Genomic DNA, 14,618 nt, shown 5'->3' with positions numbered 1-14,618 from the left:
CGTTTGGCCGAGCGGCAAATCGACCTTGACTTCAGGCTGTCGCTGCCGATTCCGCCTGTGGACCATAACGCGGACGCATCCTCCCGCGGCGGCCGCACCCTCGTCTGGCATGTGTCGGCGGCCGCGGAGACGCCGTTCCGGATTGCCGTCGCGGCGCCGAATAGGCGGACGCCCATCGCCGCCGGCATCGCCCTCCTTCTGATCGCAGCCGGCCTTGGGGCGCTCATGCGCGGGCTGCGGCGCAGGCGCAAACGCAAGCCCAAACCCAAGCCTCCCGCCCCCCGCTGAGTGAAAGGGATAGTGACCAAAAGCGGATCCGGATGGGCATGCCCCATCCGCTCCTTCCCCGTGCCCCGCGCGGCGCCGACTTCTTCTGTTCGGCCGTTGCCAGCACCTTGTCCAATGGCCGTCCCGATGCCGGATTTGTTCTCCGTAACCGTCCGTCCACGGATGGCGCGTTCTCCACCGGCAGGAAGACTAGCGGCGGCCGTCGAATATTAAGGGATGGAACGGGAGGCTATGAAATGAATGAAACGCAGCAACTGCAGGCCAGAATCGCCGAGCTCGAAAAGGAAGTCGACAGGCTGCGGCGCGAGAACGACCGGCTCCGCAAGCGGGCGGCGGCCAAGACAGGCGCCATGTCGACGAAACTGACCGAAGCGCTGCGCGAGTAGAACGCGGGCAGACTCAGCCGCATGCGGCCTGTCCTTTCGAGCGGGACTTCGAGGATGTGATTCACTCGATTGACCGAACGGGCAACCGGGAATAGATACCGTTCCGATGGTGGGGAGGAATATGTGTGCTGGAAACGTTCATGCGGAGCATGCTGCTGGCGCTTGCCAGGGGCAAGCTGCCGAACCGGCTTGCGAAGCGGTACGGTCTGCGGCTCGGCGCCGGACGATTCGTCGCCGGCGTTACGATCCGCGAGGCCATTGAAACGGTGCGGGAATTAAACCGCCAAGGCAAACTCGCTACGCTTGATTACCTCGGCGAATTCGTCGGCAGCGCCGAGGAGGCCGCGCACACGGCCGGCATGTGTCTGTCGACGCTGTCCGCCATCGCCGCCTCGGACGTCCGGGCGAATCTGTCGCTCAAGCTGACGTCGCTCGGCCTGGATGTGGAGGAAGCGCTGTGTCTGGCCCACATGCGGGACATTCTGCGGGAGGCGGAGCGTCATGGTCTGTTCGTGCGGATCGATATGGAGGATTTCTCCCATTGCGAACGCACGATCCGGATCTATAAGACGCTGCGACGGGAATTCGCCCATGTCGGCATCGCCATTCAAGCTTATCTGTACCGTTCCCTTGAGGATGTGCGGGACCTCGAAACGCTCGGCGCCAATCTCAGGCTGGTGAAAGGCGCGTACAAGGAATCCGCCGAGGTCGCTTTTCCGCGCAAGGCGGATGTGGATGCGCAGTTTCTCGAGCTGATCCGCATGCATCTGTCATCCGGCTGCTACACCGCCGTCGCGACGCATGACCCGCGCATCGTCGATGCGGCCATGGCATTCATCGCGGAAACCTCCATACCCGGCGACCGCTACGAATTCCAGATGCTGTTCGGCATCGGGGAGGAGCTTCAGCAGCGGCTGACGGAAGCCGGCTGCAAGGTGCGCGTCTATGTGCCGTTCGGCGCGGATTGGTTCGGCTATTTCATGCGCCGGCTGGCCGAACGTCCGGCGAACGTCTGGTTCGTCGTGAAGAACCTGTTCCGACGCCGGGATGCGGCATGAGCCGCATCGCACGACGCCGCGTCCGCTTTATTTCAGGATTTCTTCGATGCGCCCCAGCACGTCCGCGCCCAGCTCGACGCCGGATGCCTTCGCGTTCTCCTCGACCTGCTCCGGACGACTTGCGCCGACCAGCGCGCTTGTTACGTTCGGCTGGCGGAGAATCCAGGCCAGCGCCAGCTGTCCGACGGAGATGCCGAGGCCGGAAGCGACCTCCGACAGCTGCCGGACCTTCGCGATTTTTTCCTCCGTAATGCCGTCCTTGACCCAATTGAGCTTGGCGGCGCGGCTGTTTGCGGGAATGTCCTGCGCCGACGTGTATTTACCGGTCAACAGCCCTTGCGCAAGCGGCGAAAATACGACTTGTCCGATTCCTTTGCGCTCGCCGAGCGGAATGATGTCCGGTTCGATGTAACGGTTGAACATGTTGTAAACCGGCTGGTTGACGACGATCCGGTCAAGCAGATAACGATCCGCGATAGCCAACGCTTCCGCCATCTGCGCGGCGCTCCACTCGCTGACGCCGACATACAGTGCCTTGCCTTGGCGAACGAGATCGTCGAACGCCCGAAGGGTCTCTTCAAGCGGCGTTTCCGGATCGTGGCGGTGGCAATAATAGATATCCACATAGTCATGGCCCAGCCGCTTCAGGCTGGCGTTCGCCTGCTCGATCACATGCTTGCGGGAAAGCCCGCGGTCGTTCGGTCCCTCGCCCATCGGCCAGAACACCTTGGTCGCCAGCACATACGATTCACGCGGATACGCCTTCAGCGCCGCGCCCATCAATTCCTCCGCCGCGCCCTTCTCATACACGTTGGCTGTGTCAAAAAAATTGATCCCGAGGTCGTAAGCCTTCTTGATGGCGTTAACCGCGTTCTCCCGTTCGACGTAACCGCCGTATGTAAGCCAACTCCCGAGACTGATTTCGCTGACCTTCAAGCCCGAACCGCCCAATTTGCGATATTTCATGTTTCCTTTTCCTCCTTCGGATGATGTCTGGGGGATAATGGAATGACAGCGTTCCCCATGGCGCTCTTTTCATTCTAGAATAGTTCGTATATGATTGAAAGAAGTGAAAACTTATTCATTATATTATACCGGTTATAGTTGGTATACTTCGGTATAGCGAGAATTACGGGAGGTTGACTTGATGTCTCTTCAAAACAATTACATTCCGAAAACCCCGGTCGATATCGACTGCAACATAGAGAAGACGGTCGATGTGCTCGGCGGCAAATGGGCCTTTCTCGTTCTGCGCGAGCTGTTCTGCGGCACCAAACGCTTCGGCGAGCTTCAGCGCTCGATTCCGGCAGTAAGCCCTCGCGCATTGACCAGCACCCTGCGTCACCTGGAACAGAAGGGTGTGCTCGAGCGGCATGTTTTCCCGACGGTGCCCGTCACGGTGGAATACACGCTGACGCCAAAGGGCGAGGATCTGCACCCCATCATCAAGCAAATGAAGCTGTGGGCGGCCAAATGGACCTAACGGCAGCTCCAGACGCGGCAGGGCAGCCGTTCGACGCTGCTCCGCGGGTGCGCTGCGGGCAGGTTTAGGGTATAATGCGGTGAAAATCGGGCATGGGTTCAACATGCTCTGCGAAGCGATTAGGAGGGCTTTACAGCATGAAAATTTTGCAGGAATTCCGGGAGTTCGCGGTTCGCGGCAACGTGCTCGATCTGGCAGTGGGGGTCATTATCGGAGCCGCCTTCGGCAAAATCGTGTCCTCGCTCGTCGAGGATATCATCATGCCGCCGATCGGGCTGCTGATGAAGGGCGTCAATTTTACGGAGCTGTACTTCTCCTTGGACGGTGTCCGATACGCCACGTTGGCCGAGGCGAAAAAGTATGCCGCGCCGGTCATCGCCTACGGCCAGTTCATCAACGTCGCGATCAATTTCATCGTCGTCGCCTTCTGCGTGTTCCTGATCGTCAAAGGCGCCAACCGGCTGCGCCGCCAGCAACCGGAGCTGCCGCCCGCTCCTGCGGAGAAGGACTGCCCTTATTGCTTGTCCAAGGTGCCGCTCAAGGCGACGCGCTGCGCGCAATGCACCTCGCATCTCGAGCCCGCGGCCGCCGGTGGCGGAGCGTGACGCCGGTGACGGAGGAGCGGTTCGATATATTCGACGAGGAGCTTCGCCCGATCGGTACGGCGCCCCGCAGCGAGGTGCATGCCAAAGGCTATTGGCACCGCACCTTTCACTGCTGGATCGTCCGCAGAGAGGACGACAGGCTGTTCATCCGGTTTCAGAAGCGCCAAGCCGGCAAAGATTCCTACCCGGACTGCTATGACATAACGGTTGCCGGCCATTTGGCAGCCGGGGAGACGGTACGGGATGCGGTGCGCGAGATTGAGGAGGAGATCGGGCTGGCCGCCGCCTTCGAGGAGATCGTCCCGCTCGGCGAATATCGCGGGGAGTCGATCGGCGAGGCCGGCGGCACACCGTTCATTGACCGCGAAGTCAGCCATGTATTCGGATGGCTGTGCGGCGCTCCGCTGACACGGTTCCGGCTTCAGCCCGAAGAAGTGGCCGGCGTCTATGAGGCGGATGCGCGCCGGTTGATCGCGCTGTTCACGCGGGAGGAGGCCTCGGTGGAGGCTGCCGGTCTGGAGCTTGCTGCCGACGGGCGCATGCTCCCCGTGCGGCGCGCGGTGACGGCGTCGGACTTCGTGCCCCGGGCGCCGTCTTATTACGCCGGTATCTTCCGTGCGCTGTGCGGGCATTATCTCGTGTGACCTGCGGTCCAGACACGCAGTCTGAACACCGCGTCCTGCAGCGCAGCTGCGTGCGCCGGGAAAGGCGCGACCGCGCGGCGGTTCAAACTACGCCTGGTCGGAGATTTGCGTCTTCTGTTCCTCTCCGGCCGGCATCTTGTTCAGCTCGGTCGACTGCACGTCAGCCTTGGATACCCGGTTTTGTTCGTTTGCATAACTTCCCCTCGTCGACAACATGCCACGCGACGACGAAGCCGCGCCGGAATCGCCGCCACCGCCGGGGCTTCCATGCCGCCACATCAACCCTCCTCCACGCCCTGTATATCGGCTTCGTTATACCAACGGCCCGCGACCAGAAAACGTCCGCGCCTGCGGTCGACCCTATCGACGACGCCAATCACTTCGCGGTCTTCATAAGCGTCAAACAGCGCGATCCGCAGCGATATTCCCTGCTGTACCGAGTCCGCCATCATCCGCCCGATCCGTTCCCATTCGCTTTCGTCCAGCTCAGCCCGTTCCCGCCGTGTTAAACCCTGCCTGTGCCGGACATGCCGCTCCTTGTGCTCGGGAAGCATCATCCGGCTGCCTTCCCACAGCAGGTTCGACCCCGTGGTCAACTTGTTCTCTTTTGCCATGCCGCCTCACCTGCCTTATTTGTAATGCCCGCCGATTTTTTCCGCCCTGTCCCGCGCCTGGCCGGCTGCCGAAGCGGACGACGCGCGCATAATAATGCCGTCGCCGTATTTGTCCTTGAGGCGGTCGGTCGTTTTCTCCAGCGTCCCCAGCCGCTCGCGATAATCGTCAAAGATGAGCTGGTACTCCTCGTCGTTCTGGAAGCCGGTAACGGAAACGCCGATCCGGCGCACCGGGAGACCGTTCCAATGCTTGTCGAACAGCTCGCATGCCTGCTTGTAAAGGTCGTTCGTAATATGCGTCGGATATTCCAGCGTCATCTGCCGCGAGAAGCCGGTCGGCCGGTCGAAGTCGGCGCCCCCGCAGTTGACGGACAGCGTCCGCCCCATTTTGCCGCGGGCGCGGCAGCGCCGGGCGACCAGCTCGCACAACTCCAGAAGAATCACCCGGATCTCCTCACGCTCCGCGTAGTCGCGGGGCAGCGTCATCATATGGCCGACCGACTTCTCCCCGATGTGCGTATTCGGAGACACCGGCGAGGAATCGATGCCGTTGGCGATCCGCCAGCACTGCTCCGCATGGATGTCGGCGTTTTTGCCGAACCGGGCGCGCATCATCCGTTTCAAATCGGACAGCGGCGTTCGCGCCAGATCGCCGATCGTATGGATACCCATCCGGTGCATATGGCTCATCATGCGCGAGCCGATCATGAACATCTTGTGGACCGGCAGCGGCCACAGCGTTCCCTCCAGCCCGTCCTGCGGCAATACGTATATCCCGGACTCGTTCTTCTTCGCAAAATTGTCGCAGGCCTGCTTCGCCAGCACCTTCGTGCTGCTGATGCCGACGCGCGTGTAAACGCCCGTCTCCGCCAGCACCTTATCCTGGATCTGCCGCGCAATTTCAACCGCTCCGCCGAATAAGTGGACCGTGCCGGTTACGTCTATGAACTGCTCGTCGATGCTGTACGGCTCGACGAGGTCGGTAAACGTTTCATAGATTTGCGTAATGTGCAAGGATACCTCTATATAAGTCTGCATGCGCGGCTTCACGACGACCAGCTCCGGACATTTGCTCAGCGCCTCGCCGATCCGTTCCGCGGTTGTGACGCCGCGGGCTTTCGCTACGGGACAGGCGGCGAGCACGATGCCCGACCGCCGCGCCGGATCGCCGCACACGGCGAGCGGCTTATCCGCCAGATCCGGCCGTTCCGCCTTCTCCACGGAGGCATAAAAAGATTGGCAGTCCGCCAGCATAATGATCCGTTCATTCGCCACGACGAAGGCCCCCTCTATGCGGCCGGTCCGTTCCAGACACGGCTGCCGGCTTCTCAGTCAGATCGCTCATGCCGTCATTCCTTTCGTTGGAAGCCGCTTTGACCGCGCCTCCATGCAGGAGCATCGGTTCTTATTATATGCAAACAAACGTTCGCATACAACAGGAATTTAATGTTTTAACTGAGCGGGGAAAATGCGTATCTCGAGCTATAGAAGTTGAGTTAACGATTGAAATGGAGGGCAGCGGGCAGCCGGCCGCGTCGCGTCGCCAGACAACGGGAAAATCTCCGATTAAATTCCTTTCCTGGACATTCGAGACGGATTAACCGGAATTTCTCCCTCTCTTTCCTGTTCCCTCTGCGGATGCGGGGCGCGGGTGCGGGGCGCGGGTGCGGGGCGCGGGGGCGGGGGCGCAGCGCCGTGCCGGCTGCCGGCTCCTCGTACTCGACTAACGAGTGCGATTCAATCGTTCAACGTCCATCGTAATTCCATCGACACGGAAAGTTCGGCCAACATAAAAAAGCGCGAGTCCGAAAACTCGGAACCCGCGCCGTGATTGAATGCTTTATGGTGCTGATGAAGGGATTCGAACCCCCGACCTACGCATTACGAATGCGTTGCTCTACCAGCTGAGCTACATCAGCAAGACCTTTATTAGAATACGCATTTTTAAAACAAAAGTCAAGCATTTCGACAACCTTTTCGACAACCTTTTTTTGCTGTTCTATGATAATGTCACTCTCTCCGTGCGCTCCCCGCTCCATCGTCGAATCGACGCCGAGCGTCAGGGCAAGCGTCACGGTGCTGCAGGGCAACGCCGGACAGCAAATCGTCGAAACCGCCGCTAAACGCGGCGCGGACCTCATCGTGATCGGCAGCCGCGGCAACAGCGGGCTGAAGGAAATGTTTCTCGGGAGCGTCAGCCCCTATGTCATCAAGCACACCGACAAGGCGATTCTTGTGATCAAATAATTTGGATCGTCTAATAGACGGCAACCGACAGCATGACGCTTCGGCCCGACGGCGGATCGCGGATAAAATTGTCGGATGCGCGCGAATGCGCTATACTTGAATACAGCAAATTGATAGAGGACGTGACCGTAAACGCATGCTCTTTAACTCTTATGTATTTATATTCGCCTTCCTGCCGGTTACGGTAACAGGCTATTTTCTGTTGAACAGATTCCGTCTGGTGTTTGCCGCCAAGGTGTGGCTCGCCGTGGCTTCACTGGTTTTCTACGGCTGGTGGGACTACAGATATGTTCCGCTGATTCTCGCCTCCATCGCCTTCAACTACACGGTCGGGCGCCTTCTCATGTCGTCCTCCGAACCGGGGGCCAAGCTGGAGCGGCACCGCAAGGCGATCCTGACCGCCGGCATCGCCGGCAATGTGCTGCTGCTCGGCTATTACAAATACGCCGACTTTTTCCTGGAGAACGTCAATGCGCTGACGGGCAGCGCGGTGCCGCTTCTGAAGCTCGTCCTGCCGCTCGGCATCAGCTTCTTCACGTTCACGCAGATCGCGTTTCTGGTAGATGCCTATAGGAAGAAAGTGAAAGAACAGAGCATTGTAAATTACGTGCTGTTCGTCACCTTTTTCCCGCACCTGATCGCCGGACCGATTCTGCACCACAGCGAAATGATGCCGCAATTCGACCGGCTGCGCAACACACGCTGGAATTGGACGAACGTCGCAGTCGGCGCCTACGTTTTTTGCATCGGCTTATTCAAGAAGATGGTCATTGCCGACACGTTCGCGGAATATGCCAACAGCGGCTTCGCCACAGCCCAATATTTCATTGAATCATGGGTCGCTTCATTGTCGTATACGTTCCAGCTATACTTCGACTTCAGCGGGTACACCGATATGGCGATCGGCATCGCCCTGCTGTTCAACATCCGTCTGCCGCAGAACTTCAATTCGCCTTACAAAGCGGTCAGCATTCAGGACTTCTGGCGTCGCTGGCATATGACGCTAAGCCGCTTCCTTCGGGATTACATTTACATTCCACTGGGCGGCAACCGCCGAGGCGAGTTCATCATGCTCCGCAATTCGATGCTCACTTTCCTGATCGGCGGCTTCTGGCACGGCGCGGGCTGGACCTTCATCATCTGGGGATTCCTGCACGGCGCGGCCCAGATCGCGCACCGTCTCTGGACCCGGCAGAAACGGCCGATGCCGACGTGGCTCGCCTGGTTCGTCACCTTTATGTTCATCAACTTCTCATGGGTATTTTTCCGCGCCGAAAGCTGGTCCGAGGCGATCCGCATCCTGAAAGGGATGGCGGGGCTGAACGGGGTCGCGCTCGGTGAAGCGAAGACGCTGCTCTTCCCGATCGTGCTGATCGCCGTAGCCGTGCCGGTCGTCTTGTTCATGCGGAATTCCTCCGAGCGGGAGCGCGAATTCCGTCCGAACTGGCGCGTAGCCGTCACGATGGCGGCCATGTTCGTCCTGTCGCTGCTGTTTTTCAACCGGATCACCGAATTTCTTTACTTTAACTTCTAGAAGGGCGGCGAAAACCCGTGTTTGTTTCCGATCCGAAACGCCCCTTGCGGGCGGACGCCCGCCCGGTGCGGCGCAGCGTGCGCTATAAGCGCACGCTGCTCGTATTCTTGGCGAGCGCGCTCTTGTTCTCTTCCATCGTCATGCTGACGGCTTTCATCGTCGATCCGCTGCAGCATTACCGCAAGCCAACGTTGTACAGCCCGATCTATACTACGGAGCAGCGTTACCAGAACCCCGGGCTTGCCCGAAATTACGATTACGACACGATCATCATCGGCACGTCGATGACGGAGAACTTCGTCCCGAGCGAGGTTGACAAGGCGCTAGGCGGCAAAACCCTCAAGCTGTCGATGCGCGGCTCGCTGGCCTTCGAGCAATACGAAATTGCGCGTCTGGCCCTGTCCACCGGCAAGGTAAAGCAGGTGCTGTGGGGCCTCGATTACTTTGCGCTGAAATCAACGCAGGACAACCAAGGGCCGTTCCCTTATTATTTGTACGACAACAACTTCTGGAACGACTATAAGTACTGGTTCAACGAGTCGACTTACGAGCAGGCGATCAAGGGACTGTACAAGCAGATCAAGACAGGCCATAAGCAAAGCCTAGAATACTTGTACAACTGGGACTGGTCTTCAACCTTCGGCAAAGAGCTTGTCCTGAAACATTACCGGAAAGCCCAGGTGCAGGAGGTCGGCTTCGGCAGCAAGGAGGACTCTCTGGAATCCGTCAAGGCGAGCTTTGAACGCTATATCGTTCCGCTGCTTGAAAATAACCCGGGGGTGGAGTTTAAGTTTTACTACCCGCCGTACTCCATCCTGCGCCAGGTCGTTTGGCAGCAGACGAATCCCGAGCGCTACGAGAATCAGATGGCAATGAAGCCATGGATGTTCGAGAAATTCAATGCGTATCCGAACGTTCGCGTATACGACTTTCAAGCCGAAGCGGAATGGACGTATAACCTCGATCTGTACAAAGACATGTCGCACCATAAGCAGGAGGTCAACACCTGGATCGCGCAAGCGATCGGTCGGGACGACGCGAAATACCGCGTTACGCCGGACAATGTAAACGATGCGGTAAGCCAGCTGCGCCGGCAGGTGGACGAAACGGTCGTCGGTCCGGATGATCAGCTTCATCGATTCCGCGTATCCCTGCCGGGCGCCGGCGACGCGGAATCGAAGACGGCCCCTTTCACCCGTAAAGAGATGCCCGGCGACGGTGAGCTGCTGGTTCCCGCCAAGGAGCTCGCCGCTTATCTCGGGGCGGTGCTGGAATGGGATCAGGCGACGAAGACGCTGCGCTTCAAGCGAGGCGACAATTCGCTGGAGATGACGGCCGGCGGTACCGGCGCGCTCCTTAACGGCACTGCGCGGCAAGCGCCTTACGCCCCGGTGTTGGCCAGCGGAACGACGCTCACGCCGCTGCGGTTCACGGCCGAAGCGCTCGGCCTGCAATCGGAAATGCGCGAGCTGGGCGAACGGATGCACGAAATCGTCATCAAGCCATAGTGCAAGCGAAAGGGACTGCGCGCCGTGAAGGCGAACGCAGTCCCTTTATTTTAGGCCGGCAGGCTCGGGCTCTTCATGCTCCGACCGATACGCGGATAAAGGCGGCTTAACCGGCAGCCTCAAAGTAAAGGAGCTGCCCTGATCCTTCTCGCTGACGAGCGACAATTCGCCGCCGAGCAGGCGCGTCAGCTGCAAGCTGATCGACAGGCCGAGTCCCGTCCCTCCATATTTGCGGTTAATCGATCCGTCCCCCTGCTGAAAAGCCTCAAAGATCAACCGCTGCTTGTCTTTATCGATCCCGATGCCGGTATCCCGCACGGTGAACACGACCCAGGTGTCCGCAGGACCTTCCGCCTCCCTCGTTTTCCGCCTTCCGGTTTTCCAGCCCGCCGCCTCCCGGCTGCCGCCGGAGATCGTTTTTCTCGTTTCCTCCATCAGCCGGCGCAGCGGACTTTTTTCCACCAGGAAAGGGCTCCGGCGCAGCGGCGCAGCCAGCGGATGGGCATGTATGCGCTCAGATGTCACGGTTAGCCGCACTTCCCCGCGATCCGTAAATTTAAAGGCGTTGGCCAGCAAATTGCGCAAAATCTGATTCATCCGGAGCCCATCCGAAACAATCGTCGCCGGCACGCCTTCAGCCACCTCATATTCGAAGAACAGGCATTTCCGGGCTGCGACAGGCTCGAATTGCTGACCGATCAATTGGACCGCGTCGGCGACGGAAACCGTGTCCCACACGATGTCCATTTTGCCGGCTTCGACCTTGGACAGATCGAGAATGTCGTTGATCAGCTGCAGCAGATCGTTGCCCGCCGTATGAATCAGGTCGGCATAACGTATGTCGTCGGAGCCGTATCGCTCGTCGTCATCCCGCATCAGCTGTGACAGCAGAATGATGCTGTTCAGCGGCGTTTTCAGCTCATGCGACATGTTCGCCATAAACTCCGACTTGTATTGCGAGGAAAGCATGATTTGACGGGCCTTCTCCTCAAGCTCCCGCTTCGCCTCGCGCAGCTCCCGGGTTTGCCTGCGCAGAATCAGGTTCATATTGCGTAGATCGTCGATCCGCTGCTGCTCCTTGTAAAAATCACGGACGATAAAAATAAAGACGGCGCTCAACGCAATTCCCAGCGGGTACGTAACGACTGCGACCTCCGTTAGAAACGCCAGCGGCGGCAATATGCCGAAAATAGCGAGATTGACCATGTTGAGCGTGTTCAGGACAACAATGGAGATGACCGCTTTGCGGGCGAACGGCCAATTCCGTCTCTCGAACAGCATGACCAACCCTGCCGCCGTCACGCCTAGAACCAAGAGGTTGATGACGCCCGCCGTGGAAGCCGGGTTGACGCCATGCAGCGTCAGCCTCAACAGCGCAATCCCCAGGCTGATGACGATGAGCACCCGCGGATTGCGAAATACCAGCGCGGCCAGTATGATCGGTACCATTCGCAAATCGGTGATCGCCGTTTCGTTGATCCGAAAACCGAACAGGATCGTCAGAAAGCCCGCCACAATAAAAATGATCACGGTTATCGCTTGCCGGACCTTCTCCGATGTATGCGCAAACAAATATTTATAGCCCATATTGAACAGGTAGGCGCATGTGATCAATATGGCGGTATTGGTCAAAAAGATGCTAACAAGACCCAACTCCGTCACACCCCCTGACTCCATTTTACTTTATCCCCTTAACGGTTCGCCAGCGCGCCGCAGCAGCTGTCCAAGCTTTTACAGCGCCGATCAGATCAGTCCCCCGCGTCTTCCCACATGTCCGCAAGGATTCGATCAAGGTTGAGCGCCAGCTCGCCGGCATCGGCGAAGCCGTCCCGTCCCGCTGCCAGCAGCCTCAGAATCAGATCGCTCGTGTCCGGCCGGAGCTCCAGCTCCTCTTGCCAGCTCCGCTCGCCGTCGCCGGTTGGTTCAAAACCCGAATACAGGAGAAAAAGCAGCAAATGACCCATGCCGTACAAATCGCTTGAGGGCTCCGGAAACCGCATTCTCCGCTTTACCATCCCCGATGTTCCGCCAAGCGCTTCGCTCAGAGACGCCGGCAGCCGTTCGCCGATCGCGCAGGCCAAGCCGAAATCGATCAGCGCAACGCCGCCGTCTCGCTCCAGCACATTCGGTATCCGCACGTCCCGGTGGACGAAGCCTTGCGCGTGCAAATATGCGATCGGCTCGGCCAGCCGTCTCAGAATGCGAAGCGCTTCCGCTTCAGCAAATGTCCGGCCGCCCTCCATGATCCGGTCCTCGAGGCTGCGCCCTTCCATTAGCTCCGTCACAACCCCTTCTCTTCGACCGAAACGGACATAGTCCAGCCAGGCCGGAATACCCGGATGCGACAGCCGCCTCAGAATATCGCTTTCGCGCCGCAAAAGCTCGATCCCGACCGCTCCTTTGCTCGGCTTGCTCGTCTTTAAGAGCACCGGTGCTCCCGTCGCCGTTTCCACCGCGCGATAAGCTTGACCGTAGCTGCCCATACCCAGAAAAGCTTCAATACGATAGCGGCCGGCTGCCACCGTCCCGGTCCGAAGCGGGTAATCCCGCCAGGCGCGCCGGGCGTCCCGCAATCGTTGCATGACAGTGCCGAACATGGGGCCATAGCCTCCCTCTCCGGAAATTCGTCCGAACCGGAAACCTGCCGGACCTTTTCCCGTATGTATAATCAAGATTTAAAATAGATTCGGCGTGCGCATACATCCCGAATCATGTCGGAGGTGGAATCTTTGCTAAAACATTTGATCCAGCGGGTTCTTTATTCCTTGATGGGAAGCAAGCACAGACGTCCCTATCACAACCGCTACAGCAGCAGCGCCCATAAGCACTACGGGCATCGCCCGCCGCACGGCGGCCGGCACGGGCATTACGGCAACGGCTATTACAAGAACAAATACAGCAGCTATTCGAGCTGAGCCGATTGAGCTTTGCGAACAGCGAACAAACAAGCAGCGGGCTGCCGGCGGAATATGATTCCGCGCGGCAGTCCGCTTCTGCGTTTTCGCGGAGCATTTTATGCGCACAACGGTAAAGTTTTGCTCCCAATCGGGTAATTACGTACAGAAGGCTCTCCCCCGGAGATTGTTAGGAAGGCGTTAAAGAAATAAACAATAGGCTGATTTGTTTCTTAAATCATTCTAATTTATTCATTCTATACTAGATTCAAAGGATAGGAGGCACACGTACGATGATGAAAGTGATTACGTTCAGCAAAAGGTCTGTTCCGGTGTATATCACGGCCGAACATAACCATTCATTCGAGCTTCTGAACCATAAACTTGAGAAAATGGCCCTGGACTTCGATTTCCGCAAAAAGTGGAAACGAATCAAATCCGTTCAGATGATTCGCGACGTAGCCATCTTCCAATATACGGATGGAACCAAGCTGTATCTTGACGTTTCCTAGCGAAGAAAGGGTACCGGACCGCCGCCAATGCAGGCGCGGTATCGATACCCTTCATTTCGGACAGGACCGCGTACGTCCGGCGTCGCCCCGGCTAATCGAAGTCGTTGATATATTTATAACCAACCCCCCAGACGGTTTTAATACAGCGCGGCGAACGCGGATTCTGTTCCACCTTCTTACGCAGATTAACGATATGTACGTCGATCGCCCGATCCGTAACAAACGAATCGAAGCCTCGGATCGCGTTGATCAAATCCTCTCTGCTGTATACCTTTCCGGGATGCTCAAGGAATAACCGCATGATTTCAAATTCGGAGAATGTCGTCTCCACCTGCTGGCCGCGAACGATAAGCAGCCGTCTATCGATATCAAGCTGAACCGGCTTGATCTGATTCCCTTCCGCGCCGCTCTTCTCCGCCGTTTCCCCTCCGGTGCCTTTCTGCAGCGTTCTCCCTTGCGCCCGGCGGATAAGGGCAAACACCCTGGCCGTCAACTCATGAAGACTAAAAGGCTTGCACAAATAATCGTCGGCCCCCGCCTTCAAGGCTTGAACCCGCTCCGACACCTCCGTCTTCATGGATACGATCATAATCGGCACATCGGAGTCTTTACGGATTTCCACGCATAAATCCATGCCGTCCCGGTCAGGCAGCATCAGGTCAAGCAGAATAACGTCGGGCTGAAAATGACCCGCAAGCCGCAGGCCGTCTTGCCCGTTCACCGCTTGCTTGACCTCGTACCCTTCCTCGGCCAAATACATACCCAGCATATCGCCCATAATAACGTCGTCTTCGATCACTAGTAGATAGATCCTGAAATAACATTCAAGACAAACAGCCTTCTAA

The 14,618-nt window shown here is 58.2% G+C and carries 17 protein-coding genes, 1 tRNA gene and 1 pseudogene; 11 read left to right on the top strand and 8 right to left on the bottom strand.

The annotated features are described in order from the left end of the window. The 3 genes and pseudogenes from BG52_RS16145 to BG52_RS10565 form a co-directional block, all read left to right on the top strand. Positions 1-288: pseudogene (locus BG52_RS16145) on the top strand (DUF3153 domain-containing protein); the annotation flags it as partial. Positions 289-524: 236 nt separating this feature from the next. After that, positions 525-674: a hypothetical protein gene (locus BG52_RS16140; RefSeq protein ID WP_190287525.1), complete on the top strand. Its 150-nt coding sequence runs from the start codon at positions 525-527 to the stop codon at positions 672-674. Between the two features lie 128 nt (positions 675-802). Next, positions 803-1,732, top strand: a complete 930-nt coding sequence (locus BG52_RS10565) for a proline dehydrogenase family protein (protein WP_036584771.1) — start codon at positions 803-805, stop codon at positions 1,730-1,732. Positions 1,733-1,759: 27 nt separating this feature from the next. Here the strand turns inward: BG52_RS10565 and BG52_RS10560 are convergent, their stop codons facing one another. Further along, on the bottom strand, positions 1,760-2,698 hold the full coding sequence (locus BG52_RS10560; RefSeq protein WP_036584744.1) for an aldo/keto reductase family protein: 939 nt from the start codon (positions 2,696-2,698) through the stop codon (positions 1,760-1,762). A gap of 181 nt (positions 2,699-2,879) precedes the next feature. On the opposite strand from BG52_RS10560, the gene BG52_RS10555 reads away from it, so the two are divergent. The 3 genes from BG52_RS10555 (at position 2,880) to BG52_RS10545 (ending at position 4,464) form a co-directional block, all read left to right on the top strand. Then, positions 2,880-3,215 carry a winged helix-turn-helix transcriptional regulator gene (locus BG52_RS10555; RefSeq protein ID WP_036584746.1) on the top strand — a complete coding sequence of 112 codons (336 nt, stop codon included), beginning with the start codon at positions 2,880-2,882 and terminating at the stop codon, positions 3,213-3,215. A 137-nt stretch (positions 3,216-3,352) separates the two neighbouring features. Then, positions 3,353-3,820 (top strand): large-conductance mechanosensitive channel protein MscL, encoded by a 468-nt coding sequence (mscL, locus tag BG52_RS10550; RefSeq protein ID WP_036584748.1) that lies wholly within the window; start codon positions 3,353-3,355, stop codon positions 3,818-3,820. Next, positions 3,817-4,464, top strand: coding sequence for an NUDIX hydrolase (locus BG52_RS10545; RefSeq protein ID WP_223298988.1), 648 nt, complete (start codon positions 3,817-3,819; stop codon positions 4,462-4,464). Before mscL ends, BG52_RS10545 begins: the two co-directional genes overlap by 4 nt. Before the next feature lie 87 nt (positions 4,465-4,551). Here BG52_RS10545 and BG52_RS10540 read toward each other — a convergent pair whose 3' ends face one another. The 4 genes from BG52_RS10540 to BG52_RS10525 all read right to left on the bottom strand — a co-directional run bounded on the left by BG52_RS10540 (position 4,552) and on the right by BG52_RS10525 (position 6,997). Next, entirely contained in the window at positions 4,552-4,743 is a 192-nt protein-coding gene (locus BG52_RS10540; protein ID WP_036584750.1) for a hypothetical protein, read from the bottom strand. After that, the gene (locus BG52_RS10535) at positions 4,743-5,078 is read right to left on the bottom strand and encodes a YolD-like family protein (RefSeq protein ID WP_036584752.1); all 336 of its coding nucleotides are present in this window, start codon (positions 5,076-5,078) and stop codon (positions 4,743-4,745) included. Before BG52_RS10535 ends, BG52_RS10540 begins: the two co-directional genes overlap by 1 nt. A gap of 15 nt (positions 5,079-5,093) precedes the next feature. Continuing rightward, positions 5,094-6,353 (bottom strand): DNA polymerase IV, encoded by a 1,260-nt coding sequence (locus BG52_RS10530; protein WP_036584754.1) that lies wholly within the window; start codon positions 6,351-6,353, stop codon positions 5,094-5,096. A 568-nt stretch (positions 6,354-6,921) separates the two neighbouring features. After that, positions 6,922-6,997: transfer RNA gene (locus tag BG52_RS10525), tRNA-Thr, on the bottom strand. Positions 6,998-7,085: 88 nt separating this feature from the next. Between BG52_RS10525 and BG52_RS15445 the strand changes: the two genes are divergently transcribed. The 3 genes from BG52_RS15445 (at position 7,086) to BG52_RS10510 (ending at position 10,367) form a co-directional block, all read left to right on the top strand. Continuing rightward, the gene (locus BG52_RS15445; protein WP_223298987.1) at positions 7,086-7,325 is read left to right on the top strand and encodes a universal stress protein; all 240 of its coding nucleotides are present in this window, start codon (positions 7,086-7,088) and stop codon (positions 7,323-7,325) included. 136 nt (positions 7,326-7,461) lie between these two features. Beyond that, positions 7,462-8,859 carry an MBOAT family O-acyltransferase gene (locus BG52_RS10515; protein WP_036584757.1) on the top strand — a complete coding sequence of 466 codons (1,398 nt, stop codon included), beginning with the start codon at positions 7,462-7,464 and terminating at the stop codon, positions 8,857-8,859. A 65-nt stretch (positions 8,860-8,924) separates the two neighbouring features. Continuing rightward, positions 8,925-10,367: a copper amine oxidase N-terminal domain-containing protein gene (locus tag BG52_RS10510; RefSeq protein WP_144340792.1), complete on the top strand. Its 1,443-nt coding sequence runs from the start codon at positions 8,925-8,927 to the stop codon at positions 10,365-10,367. A 45-nt stretch (positions 10,368-10,412) separates the two neighbouring features. Here BG52_RS10510 and BG52_RS10505 read toward each other — a convergent pair whose 3' ends face one another. Together BG52_RS10505 and BG52_RS10500 are read right to left on the bottom strand one after the other, a co-directional pair. Then, on the bottom strand, positions 10,413-12,044 hold the full coding sequence (locus tag BG52_RS10505; RefSeq protein ID WP_081793769.1) for an ATP-binding protein: 1,632 nt from the start codon (positions 12,042-12,044) through the stop codon (positions 10,413-10,415). Positions 12,045-12,115: 71 nt separating this feature from the next. Beyond that, complete coding sequence (locus BG52_RS10500) at positions 12,116-12,964, bottom strand: serine/threonine protein kinase (protein ID WP_051587922.1); 849 nt, start codon at positions 12,962-12,964, stop codon at positions 12,116-12,118. Between the two features lie 132 nt (positions 12,965-13,096). Here BG52_RS10500 and BG52_RS10495 point away from each other — a divergent pair, with 132 nt between their 5' ends. Together BG52_RS10495 and BG52_RS10490 are read left to right on the top strand one after the other, a co-directional pair. Further along, a complete protein-coding gene (locus BG52_RS10495) occupies positions 13,097-13,282 on the top strand; it encodes a hypothetical protein (RefSeq protein WP_036584763.1) in 186 nt (61 codons plus the stop codon). A 272-nt stretch (positions 13,283-13,554) separates the two neighbouring features. Continuing rightward, positions 13,555-13,773 carry a hypothetical protein gene (locus BG52_RS10490; RefSeq protein WP_036584765.1) on the top strand — a complete coding sequence of 73 codons (219 nt, stop codon included), beginning with the start codon at positions 13,555-13,557 and terminating at the stop codon, positions 13,771-13,773. A 91-nt stretch (positions 13,774-13,864) separates the two neighbouring features. Here the strand turns inward: BG52_RS10490 and BG52_RS10485 are convergent, their stop codons facing one another. After that, a complete protein-coding gene (locus tag BG52_RS10485; RefSeq protein ID WP_051587927.1) occupies positions 13,865-14,551 on the bottom strand; it encodes a response regulator transcription factor in 687 nt (228 codons plus the stop codon). Positions 14,552-14,618 lie beyond the last annotated feature (67 nt).

This window comes from Paenibacillus darwinianus (genome assembly GCF_000598065.1).
GTDB classification, from domain to species: Bacteria; Bacillota; Bacilli; order Paenibacillales; family Paenibacillaceae; genus Paenibacillus_I; species Paenibacillus_I darwinianus.
This window is presented reverse-complemented; position numbering and strand designations above follow the sequence as displayed.

Excerpts from the sequence above, each read along its gene's own strand:
- BG52_RS16140 (WP_190287525.1), top strand. The coding sequence starts at position 525 with ATGAATGAAACGCAGCAACTGCAGGCCAGAATCGCCGAGCTCGAAAAG.
- BG52_RS10560 (WP_036584744.1), bottom strand. The coding sequence starts at position 2,698 with ATGAAATATCGCAAATTGGGCGGTTCGGGCTTGAAGGTCAGCGAAATC.
- BG52_RS10555 (WP_036584746.1), top strand. The coding sequence starts at position 2,880 with ATGTCTCTTCAAAACAATTACATTCCGAAAACCCCGGTCGATATCGAC.
- mscL (WP_036584748.1), top strand. The coding sequence starts at position 3,353 with ATGAAAATTTTGCAGGAATTCCGGGAGTTCGCGGTTCGCGGCAACGTG.
- BG52_RS10540 (WP_036584750.1), bottom strand. The coding sequence starts at position 4,743 with ATGTGGCGGCATGGAAGCCCCGGCGGTGGCGGCGATTCCGGCGCGGCT.
- BG52_RS10535 (WP_036584752.1), bottom strand. The coding sequence starts at position 5,078 with ATGGCAAAAGAGAACAAGTTGACCACGGGGTCGAACCTGCTGTGGGAA.
- BG52_RS15445 (WP_223298987.1), top strand. The coding sequence starts at position 7,086 with ATGTCACTCTCTCCGTGCGCTCCCCGCTCCATCGTCGAATCGACGCCG.
- BG52_RS10515 (WP_036584757.1), top strand. The coding sequence starts at position 7,462 with ATGCTCTTTAACTCTTATGTATTTATATTCGCCTTCCTGCCGGTTACG.
- BG52_RS10505 (WP_081793769.1), bottom strand. The coding sequence starts at position 12,044 with ATGGAGTCAGGGGGTGTGACGGAGTTGGGTCTTGTTAGCATCTTTTTG.
- BG52_RS10500 (WP_051587922.1), bottom strand. The coding sequence starts at position 12,964 with ATGTTCGGCACTGTCATGCAACGATTGCGGGACGCCCGGCGCGCCTGG.
- BG52_RS10490 (WP_036584765.1), top strand. The coding sequence starts at position 13,555 with ATGATGAAAGTGATTACGTTCAGCAAAAGGTCTGTTCCGGTGTATATC.
- BG52_RS10485 (WP_051587927.1), bottom strand. The coding sequence starts at position 14,551 with ATGGGCGATATGCTGGGTATGTATTTGGCCGAGGAAGGGTACGAGGTC.